At 75.0% G+C, this 15,102-nt stretch carries 11 protein-coding genes; 1 reads left to right on the top strand and 10 read right to left on the bottom strand.

The window, feature by feature from the left end; all coding sequences use genetic code 11:
- Nucleotides 1-91: 91 nt before the first annotated feature.
- Together HZZ00_RS10285 and HZZ00_RS10280 are read right to left on the bottom strand one after the other, a co-directional pair.
- Nucleotides 92-979 carry a phosphotransferase family protein gene (locus HZZ00_RS10285; RefSeq protein WP_180331906.1) on the bottom strand — a complete coding sequence of 296 codons (888 nt, stop codon included), beginning with the start codon at nt 977-979 and terminating at the stop codon, nt 92-94.
- Between the two features lie 215 nt (nt 980-1,194).
- Nucleotides 1,195-1,371 (bottom strand): hypothetical protein, encoded by a 177-nt coding sequence (locus tag HZZ00_RS10280; protein ID WP_167381395.1) that lies wholly within the window; start codon nt 1,369-1,371, stop codon nt 1,195-1,197.
- 601 nt (nt 1,372-1,972) lie between these two features.
- Here HZZ00_RS10280 and HZZ00_RS10275 point away from each other — a divergent pair.
- On the top strand, nt 1,973-3,370 hold the full coding sequence (locus tag HZZ00_RS10275; RefSeq protein WP_257585731.1) for a serine/threonine-protein kinase: 1,398 nt from the start codon (nt 1,973-1,975) through the stop codon (nt 3,368-3,370).
- A gap of 22 nt (nt 3,371-3,392) precedes the next feature.
- Here HZZ00_RS10275 and HZZ00_RS10270 read toward each other — a convergent pair whose 3' ends face one another.
- The 8 genes from HZZ00_RS10270 to HZZ00_RS10235 form a co-directional block, all read right to left on the bottom strand.
- Complete coding sequence (locus HZZ00_RS10270; RefSeq protein WP_180331905.1) at nt 3,393-4,211, bottom strand: RNA methyltransferase; 819 nt, start codon at nt 4,209-4,211, stop codon at nt 3,393-3,395.
- Between the two features lie 87 nt (nt 4,212-4,298).
- Nucleotides 4,299-5,531 carry a uroporphyrinogen-III C-methyltransferase gene (cobA, locus tag HZZ00_RS10265; protein ID WP_180331904.1) on the bottom strand — a complete coding sequence of 411 codons (1,233 nt, stop codon included), beginning with the start codon at nt 5,529-5,531 and terminating at the stop codon, nt 4,299-4,301.
- A 157-nt stretch (nt 5,532-5,688) separates the two neighbouring features.
- Complete coding sequence (cobT, locus tag HZZ00_RS10260; protein ID WP_180331903.1) at nt 5,689-9,714, bottom strand: nicotinate-nucleotide--dimethylbenzimidazole phosphoribosyltransferase; 4,026 nt, start codon at nt 9,712-9,714, stop codon at nt 5,689-5,691.
- 381 nt (nt 9,715-10,095) lie between these two features.
- Nucleotides 10,096-11,319 carry a precorrin-6y C5,15-methyltransferase (decarboxylating) subunit CbiE gene (gene cbiE / locus HZZ00_RS10255; protein ID WP_180331902.1) on the bottom strand — a complete coding sequence of 408 codons (1,224 nt, stop codon included), beginning with the start codon at nt 11,317-11,319 and terminating at the stop codon, nt 10,096-10,098.
- A gap of 103 nt (nt 11,320-11,422) precedes the next feature.
- Entirely contained in the window at nt 11,423-12,061 is a 639-nt protein-coding gene (locus HZZ00_RS10250; RefSeq protein ID WP_180331901.1) for a GNAT family N-acetyltransferase, read from the bottom strand.
- Between the two features lie 172 nt (nt 12,062-12,233).
- Nucleotides 12,234-13,061 (bottom strand): MetQ/NlpA family ABC transporter substrate-binding protein, encoded by an 828-nt coding sequence (locus HZZ00_RS10245; RefSeq protein WP_180331900.1) that lies wholly within the window; start codon nt 13,059-13,061, stop codon nt 12,234-12,236.
- A 76-nt stretch (nt 13,062-13,137) separates the two neighbouring features.
- Nucleotides 13,138-13,875, bottom strand: a complete 738-nt coding sequence (locus HZZ00_RS10240) for a methionine ABC transporter permease (RefSeq protein ID WP_180331899.1) — start codon at nt 13,873-13,875, stop codon at nt 13,138-13,140.
- Nucleotides 13,872-14,906, bottom strand: coding sequence for a methionine ABC transporter ATP-binding protein (locus HZZ00_RS10235; protein ID WP_180331898.1), 1,035 nt, complete (start codon nt 14,904-14,906; stop codon nt 13,872-13,874). Before HZZ00_RS10235 ends, HZZ00_RS10240 begins: the two co-directional genes overlap by 4 nt.
- Nucleotides 14,907-15,102: the final 196 nt, after the last annotated feature.

Here is a 15,102-nt window from a genome sequence, read left to right as displayed (position 1 = left end):
CAACTCCTCGCCGGTCGGTCCTGCTTGGTGTTTCCCCAGGACAGACTCCGTTTCCCGGCGCGTGGTTGCACCTGGCGCCGAAGTCCGCGGGTCACGTGGTGTACGGCACGGCCGTCATGCGCGCGCAGGCGTCGACGAGGGCCCGCTCGGCCTCGTCCAGCGGGCGGTGTGCCGCCAGCGCCTTGGTGATCGCCAGGGCGGCCGTCTGCACGGTGAGGGCGCGGGCCGGGACCTCCAGGGCGGGCCAGGGGTCGCCGTCGGCGGGCACGGCCGGGCCGCGGGCCGCCCGGTAGGCGGCCAGGAAGCGGGTCCAGGCGCCGGGCGGCAGGAGCCCGCAGGCGTACCAGGCGGCGGGGCGGGCCAGGTCCCAGGCGGGGACGCCGAGCCCCAGATCGTCCACGTCGATCAGCCGCCACGGTCCGTCGGGGCCGGGATGCCGGACCAGCTGGCCGAGGTGGAGATCGCCGTGGCACAGGGCGGGCGGGCCGGGCATCGGGGCCTCGTCGCGGGCCCACGCGGGGAGGGTGCCCCAGGCGGCGAGGACCGGGCGGGCGGCGTCGTGGGACCCGGTGCGCAGGGCGGCGCGCAGCCGGGCGACGGCCCGGGCGGCCTTGGCGGGGCCGCGCATCGGCGGGAGCGGGGGCGGGGCGGTGCCGTGCAGGCGGGCGAGGAGGGTGGCGGTGGCCTCCCAGGGGGCGGCGCCGGGATCGTCCGGGTCCACGGGGGTGCCGTAGGGCCAGCGGGTGACGAGGCGGTCGTGCAGACGGGCTGGTGCGGGGGCGAGCGGGGGCAGCAGGATGCCGGGGAGCCGTGCCGCCGTTTCCAGGCGCCGGGCGAGGTGGCCGGGGTCGGTGCCCGGGGCGTGGGCCTTGGCGACGGTGCCGGCCACGCGGACGACGGTGGCGTCGGCGCGGTCGGCGAGGGTGACGGGGGTGCCGTCGGCGCCGACGTGCGCCGTGAGCGCGGACAGGATGTTCACGGAACCTCGCTGCTCGGGTGGGGTGACGGTACGACGGCGGGGCCGGGCGGGCCACGGCGCTCCCCGGTGCCGGGCCGCCGGGCCCGGAAACGGCGATGCCGGCGCAGCTCCCCAGCTGCGCCGGCATGTGTGCCGTCCGCCGCACCCCCGTCCCCACGGGGTTTCATGGATGGATGTCCCCGCCCGGACCGCTCTTCCGGGCCTGGGGTCGCCGCTCAGCGCCCCAGCATCGCACCCACGGACGACGCCTGTGTGGCCACCGTCTCCCAGCCGTCGAAGACCAGCAGGAGCAGGGCCGCCAGGGGAAGGGCCATGAGCGTCGCCACCAGCGGGTGGCGACGGCCTGTGCGGCGGGCCGCGTACGTGGCGCGCCGCGGTGCCGTGTGGGCCATGGTCCCTCTCCTGACCGTCTCGGTTGTCCGAACAGCGGCGGGTGTCCGACCTCGGGGGACGAGCGCTGCACCCGCCGCTTGACCTCAAATCTAGGCGCGGGGGACGCGGCGGGCGTCATGCCCTCGTACCGATTGCCGGGCCTCCGGGAGGATGAGGCCCCGGCCGGGGCGTACTCCCGTGGGTGGAGAGCGGGTCCCGGGTCTCGGGGTCTTCCCTGAGGGGTCGTCCACCGTGTCGGGCATGTCGGACGCGTCCGGCGGCCCGGAATGAGTGAGTTCGATCACTCGGACCGGTGTCGGCGCGGGCGTCGGGCGCGCTTGGGGAACCCGTCCGCGACGGGTGCGGCGGGGGGTGCGCGGCGGGTCCGGCGGCGGGGCCCGAGCGCGGGGACGCCTGGTCGGGGCGGGGTCAACCACCCTGCGGGGCAATCGGGTTGACGGTGCCGTCGGCCCAAAGTGCCCGTCGTGCGGGGCTTCCTGACCGTGTCTCACCTGGTCCGGGCGTCACGCACAATCCGTCGGGGCGAGAGGGCGCGGCCTCTGCGCGCGGGCGGCCCGGGAAACGTAAGCTGTGCCACGTCAGAGGGACCGGGCAGCGGGGATGAACATGGCGATGATGCGCCTGAGGCGCGAGGACCCGCGCGTCGTCGGCTCGTTCAGGCTTCACCGACGGCTCGGCGCGGGCGGGATGGGCGTGGTCTACCTCGGCTCCGACAAGAAGGGGCAGCGGGTCGCCCTGAAGGTGATCCGGCCCGATCTCGCCGAGGACCAGGAGTTCCGCTCGCGTTTCGCGCGCGAGGTCTCGGCGGCCCGTCGCATCCGGGGCGGTTGCACGGCCCGTCTGGTGGCCGCCGACCTGGAGGCCGAGCGGCCCTGGTTCGCCACCCAGTACGTGCCCGGCCCCTCACTGCACGACAAGGTCGCCGACGAGGGCCCGCTCAGCGCTGCGGACGCGGCGGCGATCGGCGCGGCCCTGTCCGAGGGGCTGGTGGCGGTGCACGAGGCGGGGGTCGTCCACCGGGACCTGAAGCCCTCCAACATCCTGCTGTCCCCCAAGGGGCCGCGGATCATCGACTTCGGCATCGCCTGGTCCACCGGCGCCTCCACGCTCACCCATGTGGGCACCGCCGTGGGCTCCCCCGGCTTCCTCGCGCCCGAGCAGGTGCGCGGCGCCGCGGTCACCCCGGCCACGGACGTCTTCTCGCTGGGCGCCACCCTCGCCTACTCCTCGACCGGCGACTCGCCCTTCGGGCACGGCAGTTCCGAGGTGATGCTGTACCGGGTGGTGCACGAGGAACCGCAGCTGCACGGCGTGCCGGACGCGCTCGCCCCGCTGATCCGCGCCTGCCTCGCGAAGGATCCGGAGGACCGGCCCAGCACCCTGCAACTGTCGCTGCGGCTCAAGGAGATCGCGGCCCGCGAGGCGCAGGGGCTGGGCGAGGTGCGGCCGCCCTCCCCGCGCGCGGCGGAGGCGGACCGGCCCACCGGGCGGCTCGTCGACACCTATCCCGACCCGCAGCGCGCCCAGCGCCGTGCCGCTCCCGGCACTCCGCCGCCGCGCGGTGCCGCACCCCGGGGCAACGTGCCCTCGCGGGGCGGGAGCGGCCCGCGCGGCGGGGCCGCGCCCTCGCGCCCGGGTGGGGCGCGACCCGCCCCGGAACAGCGCGGCGGCCCGCGCTCCGGCGGGGGGAGCCGCCCCGGCACCCGCAACGGCGCGCGCCGGCCGGCCCCGCGCACCACGAAGACCAGGCTGCGGCCCGCCAACCCGCGGCTGCTGCGTCAGCGACTGTTCGTGTTCGTGGTGGTGACCCTGCTGGTGGCGCTGGGCATCGCGCTGGCGCAGGGCTGCCAGGGACCGGCCCGCGGCCTGGGCGGCGGGTTCGGGGGCACGCTGGGCGGCAAGCCCGTACGGCACGCACGCGTCGAGCCGCCGCGGGCGGCCGGGGAGGCGCCGGCCTCCGGGCGCGGCTACGTGGCGGGACCCGGCGCCGCCGGGTGACCGGCCCGCGGCCGAGGGGGCTTCAGGACTGCGGACGGCCCGTCGCCACGGCGTAGAAGGCGACCGCGGCCGCCGCGCCCACGTTGAGCGAGTCGACGCCGTGGGACATCGGGATGCGGACCCGTTCGTCGGCGGCGGCCAGCGCCCGGGCGGACAGTCCGTCGCCCTCGGCGCCCAGCATCAGCGCCACCCTGTCCATCCGGTGCGGAGCGGCCTCGTCCAGGCTGCGGGCCTTCTCGTCCGGGGTGAGGGCGAGCAGGGTGAAGCCGGACTCGCGGACCTGCTCCAGGCCCTTCGGCCAGTGTTCGAGACGGGCGTACGGCACCGAGAACACGGCGCCCATCGAGACCTTGACGCTGCGCCGGTACAGCGGGTCGGCGCAGTCGGGCGAGAGCAGGACCGCGTCCATGCCGAGGGCGGCGGCCGAGCGGAAGATGGCGCCGATGTTGGTGTGGTCGTTGACCGACTCCATGACCGCCACGCGGCGGGCGGTGCGCAGCAGTCCGGCGGCCGTCGGAAGCGGCTTGCGCTGCATGGAGGCGAGGGCGCCGCGGTGCACGTGGTAGCCGGTGACCCGCTCGGCGAGTTCGGGGCTCACCGCGTAGACGGGGGCCGGGAGTTCGTCGATGACGTCGCGCATGACGTCGATCCACTTGGCCGAGAGCAGCATGGAGCGCATCTCGTAGCCGGCCTCCTTGGCCCTGCGGATGACCTTCTCGCCCTCGGCGATGAACAGGCCCTCGGCGGGCTCGCGCCTGCGGCGCAGCTCGACGTCGGTCAGGCCCGTGTAGTCGGACAGGCGTGGGTCGTCGGGATCCTCGATGGTGATGAGATCGGCCACAGGGTGATACTGCCTTGTCCTGGAGTGGTGCCAACGGCTGGATACGGGCGCGTTACCCGAGGTAACACGTGAGCGGGCGGGTTTCGGTCAGGGGGTGGGCTCCGGGCCGACCGTGACGACCTCGCCGATGACGATGACCGCCGGGGGCTTCACGTCCTCGGTGCGCACGGTCTCGGCGACCGTGGCGAGGGTGGCGTCGACGCGGCGCTGCGCGGCGGTCGTGCCCTCCTGGACCAGGGCCACCGGGGTCTTCGGCGGCCTGCCGTGCGCGATCAGCGTCTCGGCGATCTTCCCGATCTTGTCGACGCCCATGAGGACCACCAGGGTGCCGGTGAGCCGGGCGAGCGAGGGCCAGTCGACCAGGGAACGCTCGTCGTCGGGGGCGACATGGCCGCTGACGACCGTGAACTCGTGGGCGACGCCCCGGTGGGTGACCGGGATGCCGGCCGCGCCCGGCACGGAGATGGAGCTGGAGATGCCGGGCACGACGGTGCAGGGGATGCCCGCCTCGGCGAGCGCCTGGACCTCCTCCATGCCCCGGCCGAAGACGAACGGGTCGCCGCCCTTGAGCCGTACCACCGACTTGCCCTGCTTGGCGTGCTCTATCAGCGCGTTGTTGATGGCCTCCTGGGCCATGTAGCGGCCGTACGGGATCTTCGCCGCGTCGATCACCTCGACGTGCGGCGGGAGTTCGGCGAGCAGATCGCGCGGGCCGAGCCGGTCGGCGATGACGACGTCGGCCTCGGCGAGCAGCCGGCGGCCGCGGACCGTGATCAGGTCGGGGTCGCCGGGGCCGCCGCCGACCAGGGCGACACCGGCGGTGCGGGTGCGGTGGTGGGGGGCGACGAGAGTGCCGTCGCGCAGGCCCTCGACGACCGCGTCCCGGATGGCGGCGGTGTGCCGGGGGTCGCGGCCGCGGGCGTCCGTGGTGAGGACGGCGACCGTGACGCCGGCGCTGGTGCCGGTGGCGGGGGTCCAGGCGGTGGCCTGGTCGGCGTCGTCGGAGCGGACGCACCACACGCGCCGGCGTTCCGCCTCGGCGGAGGCGGCGGCGTTGGCCTCGTGGTCGCCGGTGGCGATGAGGGCGTACCAGGCGTCGGCGAGGTCGCCGTCCTGGTACCGGCGCCGGCGCCAGGTGATCTCGCCCGCGTCCGCCATCGCCTCGACCGAGGGGGTGGCCTCGGGGGACACGAGGACGATGTCCGCGCCGGCCGCGATCAGGGCGGGCAGGCGGCGCTGGGCGACCTGGCCGCCGCCGAGGACGACCACGCGGCGGCCGGAGAGGCGAAGGCCTACGGGGTAGGCGGGGTGTTCGGCCATGGCGGGCTCCTCCGGGGGCGTTGTAGTGGCCCTGACGTGCGGATTTTACGGTGGCGTCGGCGGGGGACGGAGCGGGTGCCCGGGTATTGGGACGGGGCGGCCACGGGCGCGGTGCCGGCACCGCGCCCATGGCCGGGGAGCCGGGCCCCCTCGTCGGCTACTTCTCCGTGACGCCCGCCGAGTCGAACGTGGCCACCTCGTGCATCGCCCTGGCCGCGCTCTGCACCAGCGGGAGGGCGAGCAGGGCGCCCGTGCCCTCGCCGAGGCGAAGGTCGAGGTCCACCAGGGGGCGCAGGCCGAGCTTGTTGAGGGCGGCCACGTGGCCGGGTTCGGCGCTGCGGTGGCCGGCGATGCAGGCCGCGAGGACCTCCGGGGCGATGGCGCGGGCCACCAGGGCCGCGGCGCCCGCGCTGACGCCGTCCAGGATGACCGGCGTCCGCAGGGACGCGCCGCCGAGCAGCAGGCCCACCATCGCCGCGTGCTCGAAGCCGCCGACGGCCGCGAGGACGCCGATCGGGTCGGCCGGGTCGGGCTGGTGGAGTTCCAGGGCGCGGCGGACCACCTCGGTCTTGCGGACCAGCGTCTCGTCGTTGATGCCGGTGCCGCGGCCGGTGACCTCGGCCGGGTCGGCGCCGGTGAAGACGGAGATCAGCGCGGCGGAGGCGGTGGTGTTGGCGATGCCCATCTCGCCGGTGAGGAGGCCCTTGTTGCCGGCCGCGACCAGGTCGCGGGCGGTCTCGATGCCGACCTCGATGGCGGCCTTGGCCTCCTCGCGGGTCATGGCGGGCCCGGCGGTCATGTCGGAGGTGCCGCCGCGGATCTTGCGGGGCAGCAGGCCGGGGGTGGCGGGCAGGTCGGCGGCGACGCCGACGTCCACGACACACACCTCGGCGCCGACCTGGGCGGCGAAGGCGTTGCAGACGGCTCCCCCGCCCAGGAAGTTGGCCACCATCTGGCCGGTGACCTCCTGGGGCCAGGGGGTGACGCCCTGGGCGTGCACACCGTGGTCGCCCGCGAAGATGGCGACGGCGGCGGGCTCCGGGATCGGCGGCGGGCACTGCCGGGACAGCCCCGACAGCTGCGCGGAGATGATCTCCAGCATGCCGAGCGCGCCGGCCGGCTTGGTCATGCGCTTCTGGCGCTCCCATGCCTCGCCCAGCGCCTTGGCGTCGAGCGGGCGGATCTGTGCGACGGTCTCGGCAAGCAGGTCGTGGGGTTCCTCTCCGGGGAGGGCGCGGCGGCCGTATGTCTCTTCGTGCACCACCCAGGACAGGGGGCGTCGCTTGGACCAGCCGGCCTGCATCAGCTCGGGCTCGTCCGGGAATTCGTCGACGTACCCGACGCACAGGTAGGCGATGACCTCCAGGTGCTCGGGCAGGCCGAGGGCGCGCACCATCTCGCGCTCGTCGAAGAAGCTGACCCAGCCGACGCCGAGACCTTCGGCGCGGGCGGCGAGCCAGAGGTTCTCGACGGCGAGGGCGGCGGAGTACGGCGCCATCTGGGGCTGGGTGTGACGGCCGAGCGTGTGCCGGCCGCCGCGGGTCGGGTCGGCGGTGACGACGATGTTCACCGGGGTGTCAAGGATGGCCTCGATCTTCAGTTCCTTGAACTGCTTGGCCCGGCCCTTGGGCAGCGACTTGGCGTACGCCTCGCGCTGGCGCATCGCCAGTTCGTGCATGGTGCGGCGGGTCTCGGCGGACCGGATGACGACGAAGTCCCAGGGCTGGGAGTGGCCCACGGAGGGCGCCGTGTGGGCGGCCTCCAGGACGCGCAGCAGCACCTCGTGCGGGATGGGGTCGTCGCGGAAGCCGTTGCGGATGTCGCGGCGTTCGCGCATCACCTTCAGGACGGCCTCGCGCTCGGCGTCGTCGTAGCCGGGGGCGGCCGGGCCGGTGGACCGGGGTGCCGGTGCCGGGTCGGCGGCGCCGGTCTCCGGTCCTTCCTGCGGCACGGCCTCGGCCTCGCGGGGCGCGGGCACGGTGGCCTGCGGCGCGGGGGCGCCCTGGGCGGGCACGACGAGGGGGGCCGGCGGGGTCGGCGCGAGGTGCGGGGCGCTGGGCACCTGCCCGTCCACGGGCACGAACTGCCCGAGCGGCGGCTCGGGGTGCTCGGGAACGGCGTCCGGCTGCGGGGCGGGCGCCGGGACGTCCTCGGGTACGGCGGCCTGCGGTTCGGCGGTCTGGAGCTCGGCGGCTTGGACGGTCCGCGGGTCCGCGGGCGCGGGGGCGGCCGGGACCGCGGCGGCCACGGGGGTCTGCGGGTCCCCGGCGGCGACCGGTGCCGGGGCCTCGGCCGGGATCGCGGCGGCGGCCGGGTCGCCCGCCCGGGCGGGGTCGGCGGCGTGAGCGGCCTGGCCGGCGGGGTCCTGGGCGGCCGACTGGGGCTGCGGCGGTACCGGCTGGGGCTGTGCCTCGACCTCGGCGGGCCCGGCCACGGGTGCGACCGTCTGCGGGCCCTGCACCTGGTGCGGGTCCGGCGCGATCGCCGCGGCGGGCTGCTCGGCCGGCTGGGCTTCTCCCGGCACCTCGGCGACGGGCTGGGGAGCTTGGACAGCCGCGGGCTCGGGGACTTGGACGGCCTGGACGGCCGCGGGCTCGGCGGCCACGGCCTCGGCGGGCTCCGCGACGGGCTCGGGGGCCTGAACGGCCTGGGCGGCCTCGGTGACGGCGACCGACTCGGGGGTCGCGGCGGCGGGGGCCTGCGGGGCGGCCTGCTCGGCCACGGGGGCGGAGGGCTCGACAGACTCCACGGCCTCGGTGACGGCGACCGACTCGGGGGTCGCGGCGGCGGGGACCTGCGGTGCGGGGGGCTCGGTCGGCTGGGCGGCGGCCTCCGCCGGGGCCTGAACGGGCTCCGCGGCCAGGGCCTCGGCGGGGACCGGCTCGGCGAGGGCTTCCGCCGGCCGGCCCGCCTCGGCGGGGGCCTGCGCGGGCTCGGCGGGAGCGGGCTCGGCGACGGCCTCCGCCGCCTGGGCGGCCTCGACGGGGGCCGGAACAGGCTCGACGACGGCCTCCGCGGGCTCGGCGGCGGGCACGGCGGCGGCCGGGCCGGCGCCGGGCTGGGCGGCCACCGCCTCGGGGGCCTGCGGGGCGGCCTGCTCGGCCACGGGGGCGACGGGCTCGGCAGGCTCCACGGCCTCGGCGGCAACGGGCTCCACGGCGACGGGCTGGGCGGCGGCCTCGACGGCGACGGGCTGCGCGGTCTCCGCGGCGACGGGCTCACCGGCGGCAGGCTGCGCGGCCCCGGTGGGGGGCGCGGTGTCCGACGGCGCGGCGACGGGCTGGGCCGCCACGGCACCGGGGGCCTGCGCGTCGGCCGGGCCGGGGATGCCGCCGACGGGAGCCGCGACGGCCTGGGCCTCCGGCTCGTGCGCGGCCTCGGGGGGCACGGACGGGTCCTGCGCGGTCGCCTCCGGGAGCGGGGCCTCTCCGGCCTGGGGAGCCGGGGTCGCGTACACACCGTCGTGGCCGTCGGCCGGCTGCGGACCGTCGTGGCCCTGCACCACCTGGGCGGCGGGCTCGACCTGCGCCGGCACGGCCGCCGGGTCAACCGTTTCGGCACCGGCGGCCGGCGCACCAGGCGCCTCGGCGACCGGCGCGGCCTCGGCCGTACCCGGCGCGGCCACCGGGGCGTCCTCGCCCGGCGCCGCGCCGACCGCCTCCGCAGCGGCCGCCACCGGGCCGGGAGCCGCCGCGGCCGGTGCCTGGCCGGGCGTCTGGGCGCCCGGCATCTGGCCGGTCCCGGCGCCCCAGGGCGCCGCGCTCTGCGGGCCCATCTCGCGCAGGGGCTGGGCGTCGAGGTACTCCGGGCCCCGGTCGGCCAGGGAGCGGACCGGTCCGGCGGAGTTGTTGGGGATGGGCGGGCCGAGGTGCAGCGGGCGGCGCGGCCCCGAGGCGTCCTGGGCCGACGGCAGGCGGACGCCGCTCAGGTCGACGGAGCCGGTGTCGCGGCCGGCGGCCTCGTGCGGGTCCGGCTCGTGGAGGGCCTCGACCACCGGCTCCGGGGCGGGCGGCGGCACTTCGTTGCCCCACGCGCCCTGGGCTCCCGGCAGCAGCAGGTCTTCGTCCTCGGCGGGTGCCTCGGAGAGATAGGTGTACGCGCCGTGCGCGGTGACGCCCGGCTGCTCCACCATGCCTGCGCTCTCCGGCTGTCCCTCGCCCGGGACCTGGCCGGTGTCGGTCATGCGTACCCCTCGCCCAATCGGTTAGTGCTCCTACGACCAGCTCACCCGGAACGGCACACCGACCGCCCCGTAGTGAAGAACGAGCGTCCGTGCCCAGCGGCACGAACGACCCGCCGGAAAAGGCGACAAAGCCATTCAGTGGCATTGTCCCGGTCGTGACGCCGTCGCGACAGCATGATCCGCGACAGGCCGCTGTGGACTGCGCCACGTTGCGCGTCCACGGGTTCGCCATACCACACCCACCCCAAAACGGGCGTGCGTTCCGGACATTGGGGAACGAAGTTCCGGTACGCCGGTGCGGTACAACGATCGGCCAGCCTACCGCGCGCGGTACGACAACCCGATCACGGGTTGCGGTCGGGCAGGCCCGGCCGCCGTCCCTCAGCGAGGCGCTTCGCGCGCCGGCAATGTGCCGGTGAGCAGGAAGACCACGTTCCGCTCGGTCTCCCGCCAGGCCCGCGTGTCGAGTTCGACGGACTGGAGCAGGGCGCACTCGACGCGGTAGCCGTGCTCGGTGAGGTCGCGGCCGACGAGTTCGGCGGCGTCGCGGGTGGCCGCGTGGGTGACGATGCGCTGCGGGCGCCGGTCGGCGACCGCGGAGACCACGGCCGCTCCCCCGCCGCCGACCCGGACGACGTCCGGTTCCGGCAGGTTCTCCAGGATGTGGGGCGCGCTGCCCGGCACCACCTGGAGCTGGACGCCGTAGCGGCGCGCGGCGCCGGCCGTGCGGGCGCAGGCGGCCGGGTCGTGGTCGACGGCGATGACGGCGGCGCCGGCCCGCGCGGCCTCGGTGGCGAACGCGCCGGAGCCGCAGCCGATGTCCCAGACGAGGTCGCCGACGCGGGGCCCGAGGCGGGCGAGTTGGGCGGCGCGCAGCAGTTCGGTCTCGCCCTCGCCGAGCGGTGTGCCGTCGCCGTACGCCTCGTCGGGCTGGACCCAGCCGCGCGGGCCGGTGCCCGGGTCGCGGCCGGCGATCCAGCCGCCGCCCTCCGCGGCGCCCGCCGGACCGCCGATGACGATGACCACGTTGGGGTCGCGCCAGGTGTGGTCGGCGGCCTTGTCGGAGGTGACGACGGAGACCTGTTCGCGTTCGGTGCCCAGTTCCTCGCAGATGACGAAGGTGCGGTGGACGCCCTCCAGGAGGAGGCCGAGTTCGGCGGGGCCGGCGCCCGGCGAGGTGAGGACGGCCACCTTGGTGTGCGCGCGGCAGACGTTCACGGCCCGGCGCAGGGTGCGCGGGTGGGCGACGACCACCTGGGCGTCGTCCCAGGGCATGCCGGCCCGGGCGAAGGCGGCGGCGACGGAGGAGACGGCGGGGACGACCTCCACCTCCAGGCCGAACTCGGGGGCGCGCAGGGTGCGTACCACGCCGAAGAAGCCGGGGTCGCCGTCGGCGAGCACGACGGCGGTGCCGCGGTGGGCGGCGATGCGGCGGGCGGCGAGCGCGACGCTGCCGAGGCGGATGCGTTCGGCGGCGGGCGGGGTCTCGGGCAGTGCCAGGTGGTGGGCCGCGCCCGCCACGAGGGTGGCGGCGCCGAGGGCGGAACGTGCCGCCTCGGTCAGCGGCGAGCCGTCCCAGCCGATCACCGTGACCCGGTCGGCCATCGTCGTCCATCTCCAGGTTTTCGCAGGTCGTCAGGGGTACAGGGCCCATGGGCGGGCTCCGTGAGGGTACCCGGTGAAACCGTGGCGCGAGGGCGCGTGCGGATCAGTTCCAGTCGGGGAAGGCGGTGAAGCCGCCGGTGTCGGCGAGTTGCTCGGCCACGCCGTCGAGGTCCTCGGGCAGCAGGCTCCAGACGATGAGGTCGGTGCGCACGTCCCGCCACTCGCCCCGGTCGTCGCGGGCGCGGGCTATCCAGGCGCCGCGCAGCACTCCCTCGCTGATGCAGCCGATCTTCTGGGCGACCTGCTGGGAGGCGGTGTTGTCGGCGGCGGTGCGCAGTTCCAGGCGTTCGAAGTCCTGGTCGCGGAAGAACCACTGGGCGGTGGCGAGGGCGGCCTCCGAGGCGTAGCCCTCGCCGCGGGCCCAGGGGGCGACGATGTACGACATCTCGGCGGAGCGCACCCGCCAGTCGGTGTGGCTGAGCCGGACGGTGCCGACCAGACGCTGGGTGAGGAACTCGTCGACGGCGAAGACGATGCCACGGCCCTCGGCGCGTTCGGCCGGGGCGCGCCGGGTGATCCAGGCGTGGGCGTCGGCCGCGGTGTAGGGCTGGGGCACGGAGGTCCAGGCGGTGACCAGTTCGTCGTTCATCATCTCGGCGAAGGCCTCGGCGTCGGTCTCCTCGAAGGGGCGCAGCACCAACCGCTCCGTGCTGATGGAGATGTTGGGGAAGGTGCTCGTCATGCGCCGCTCCGTAACCTTCGGAAACTCGTAAGACCGTCAGGGCCGTCACACACGGGCCTGCTGAACTGCCCAGCATGCAGCATGAAACCACTGAACCGCACGACGGGGTCCACACCCGGTGAGGGAGTGGACCCCGTGGGTCGCGAAGCGGTGTGCGTCCTGCCGGGCCGGATCAGAAGGACGGGATGACCGAGCCCTGGTACTTGTCCTCGATGAACTTCTTGACCTCGGGCGAGGTGAGGAGCTTGGCGAGCTTCTTGACCCGCGGGTCGTTCTCGTTGCCCTTCTTCACGACGAGGAGGTTGACGTACGGGTTGTTCTTCGCGGACTCCAGGATGATGGCGTCCTTGGCGGGCTTGAGGCCCGCGGAGATGGCGTAGTTGCCGTTGACGACCGCCGCGTCCACGTCGTCCAGGGAGCGCGGGGTCTGGGCCGCCTCGACCTCCTTGAACTGGAGGTGCTTGGGGTTGTCGGCGATGTCCTGGGGGGTGGCCTGGGAGACGCCGGACTTGAGGGTGATGAGCCCGCCGGTGGCGAGCAGCTTCAGGGCGCGGGACTCGTTGTCGGCGTCGTTGGGGACGGCGACGGTCGCGCCGTTCTTGAGGTCGGCCGCCTTCTTGGCCTTGTGGGAGTAGAGGCCGAGCGGTTCCAGGTGCACGCCGACGACGGAGACGAGGTCGGTGCCGCGCTTCTTGTTGAAGTCGTCCAGGTACGGCTTGGTCTGGAAGTAGTTGGCACCCACCGAGCCGTCCTCGGTCGCCGTGTTCGGCGTGATGTAGTCGGTGAACTCCTTGACCTGGAGGTCGAGTCCGGCCTTCTTCGCCAGGTTCTTCTCGACGAAGTCGAGGACTTCGGCGTGCGGGACCGGGGTGGCGGCGACGACCAGCGGGCCGCTGTAGTCGTGGGAGGCGGAGGACTTGCCGGAGCCGCAGGCGGTCAGCCCCAGGGTGAGGGCTCCGGCGGCGAGGACGGCGGTGGTGAACTTGGCGGTGTTACGCACGAAAAGTGCCTTTCCTTATGGTGGTGCGACCCCGTGAGGGTGACGGGGAGTCTGTGTGCGGCGCGGCGGGGCGGTCCTACGCGGCCTTGCCGACCCCGGCCGCGTCCGGCTCCTTGGCCTTCAGCAGCCGCAGCTTGGGCGCGGGTCCCGAGCGGCCGCCGCGGCTGTGCAGGGCGCGGGCGGCGAAGTCGCCGGCGAACTGGATGACGGAGATGGCGACGGCGAGGATCGCGACGGTGATCCACATCAGCTGGGTCTCGAACCGCTGGTAGCCGTAGCGGACGGCGAGGTCGCCGAGGCCGCCGCCGCCGACCGTGCCGGCCATCGCGGAGTAGCCGATGAGGGCGATGACCGTGGTGGTGGTGCTGGCGATCAGGGAGGGCAGGGACTCGGGGACGAGCACCTTGCGGACGATGGTCCAGGTGTTGCCGCCCATGGACTGAACGGCCTCCACGAGCCCCTGGTCGACCTCGCGGACGGCCGTCTCGACCAGGCGGGCGAAGAACGGGATGCCGCCGATGGCGAGCGGTACGACCGCGGCGGCCGTGCCGATCGTGGTGCCGGTGACCCAGCGGGTGAAGCTCATCAGGGCGACCATCAGGATGATGAACGGCAGCGAGCGGCCGATGTTCACGATCTGGCCGATCACCTTGTTGGCGACGATGTTCTGGAGCAGGCCCCCGCGGTCCGTGAGGACGAGCAGCAGGCCGAGCGGGAGGCCGGCGACGACGGCGATCAGGGTGGACCAGAGCACCATGTCGAACGTCTCGGAACAGGCCTGCGACAGCAGGGGCTGCATCTCGGACCAGGTCACTTGGCACCTTCCTTCACCAGTACGGCCTCCTGGCCCACGACGTCGATCTGGAGTCCCTGTTCGCGCAGGAACCCGATGGGCACCACGTTGTCCTCGTAGCGACCGGGCAGTTCGAGGCGCATCCGGCCGATCTGGAGGCCGCCGACGGTGTCGATGGCGGCGCCGAGGATCGAGATGTCGATGTTGTAGGTGCGCGACAGCTGGGAGATGACCGGCTGGGTGGCGGCCTCGCCGTGGAAGGTGACGTCGAGGACCGTGCGGTCGGCGCCGGTGCGCTCGCCGCTGACCGGGAACAGCGCGGCGGCCAGTTCGGAGCCGGGGGTGGCCAGCAGCTCGCTGACCGTGCCGGACTCCACGATCCGGCCCTTCTGCATCAGGGCGGCGGAGTCGCAGACGGCCTTGACCACGTCCATCTCGTGGGTGATGAGCAGGACGGTGAGGCCGAGCTGCCGGTTGAGGTCGCGCAGCAGCTGGAGGATGGAGCGGGTGGTCTCCGGGTCGAGGGCGCTGGTGGCCTCGTCGGACAGCAGCACCTTGGGGTCGCCGGCCAGGGCGCGGGCGATGCCGACGCGCTGCTTCTGGCCGCCGGAGAGCTGGGCGGGGTAGGCCTTGGCCTTGTCGGCGAGGCCCACCAGGTCGAGCAGTTCGAGCGCCTTGGTGGAACGTTCCTTCCCGGACTTGCCCAGGATCTCCAGCGGCAGCTCGACGTTGTCCTGCACGGTCCGCGAGGACAGCAGGTTGAAGTGCTGGAAGACCATGCCGATCCGGCTGCGCGCCTGACGCAGCTCCTTGCCGGCGCGCGGTCCGCGGCCGGCCAGGGCGGTGAGGTCCTGCCCGGCGACGGTCACGGTGCCGGAGGTGGGGCGCTCCAGCAGGTTGACGCAGCGGATGAGGGAGGACTTGCCGGCGCCGGACTGCCCGATGACGCCGTAGACCTCGCCTTCGCGGACGTGGAGATCGACGCCGTCGAGGGCGGTGACCTCGCGGCCGCGGGAGCGGTAGACCTTGGTCAGGCCCGATGTGGTGATCACTGGATTTCCGTCACTGTCGAGTGCGCGGGCGCGGGTGTGCCCGGGCACGGGTGCGTTGCGTGCGTTCGGTCGGGGACGCGGCACGGTTCTCGGGTGGCGGTGGACCGGGGAGAACGCCGTGTGCGCGGGCGGCCTCGGGTCACACGCGCCCGGGTGCGGGCGCGGGACGGGCCGCGGCTCTCGCTTCGGGGCGCGA

Origin of the sequence: Streptomyces sp. NEAU-sy36, from assembly GCF_013423905.1 — a bacterium.
Lineage (GTDB): Bacteria > Actinomycetota > Actinomycetes > Streptomycetales > Streptomycetaceae > Streptomyces > Streptomyces misionensis.
Note: the sequence above shows the minus strand (reverse complement) of the source record. Positions and strands in the feature narration are given on the sequence as shown.

Bases quoted from the DNA above. Each gene is read 5' to 3' on its own strand.
- HZZ00_RS10250 (WP_180331901.1), bottom strand. From the start codon at position 12,061: ATGACGAGCACCTTCCCCAACATCTCCATCAGCACGGAGCGGTTGGTG.
- cbiE (WP_180331902.1), bottom strand. From the start codon at position 11,319: ATGGCCGACCGGGTCACGGTGATCGGCTGGGACGGCTCGCCGCTGACC.
- cobT (WP_180331903.1), bottom strand. From the start codon at position 9,714: ATGACCGACACCGGCCAGGTCCCGGGCGAGGGACAGCCGGAGAGCGCA.
- cobA (WP_180331904.1), bottom strand. From the start codon at position 5,531: ATGGCCGAACACCCCGCCTACCCCGTAGGCCTTCGCCTCTCCGGCCGC.
- HZZ00_RS10275 (WP_257585731.1), top strand. From the start codon at position 1,973: ATGAACATGGCGATGATGCGCCTGAGGCGCGAGGACCCGCGCGTCGTC.
- HZZ00_RS10280 (WP_167381395.1), bottom strand. From the start codon at position 1,371: ATGGCCCACACGGCACCGCGGCGCGCCACGTACGCGGCCCGCCGCACA.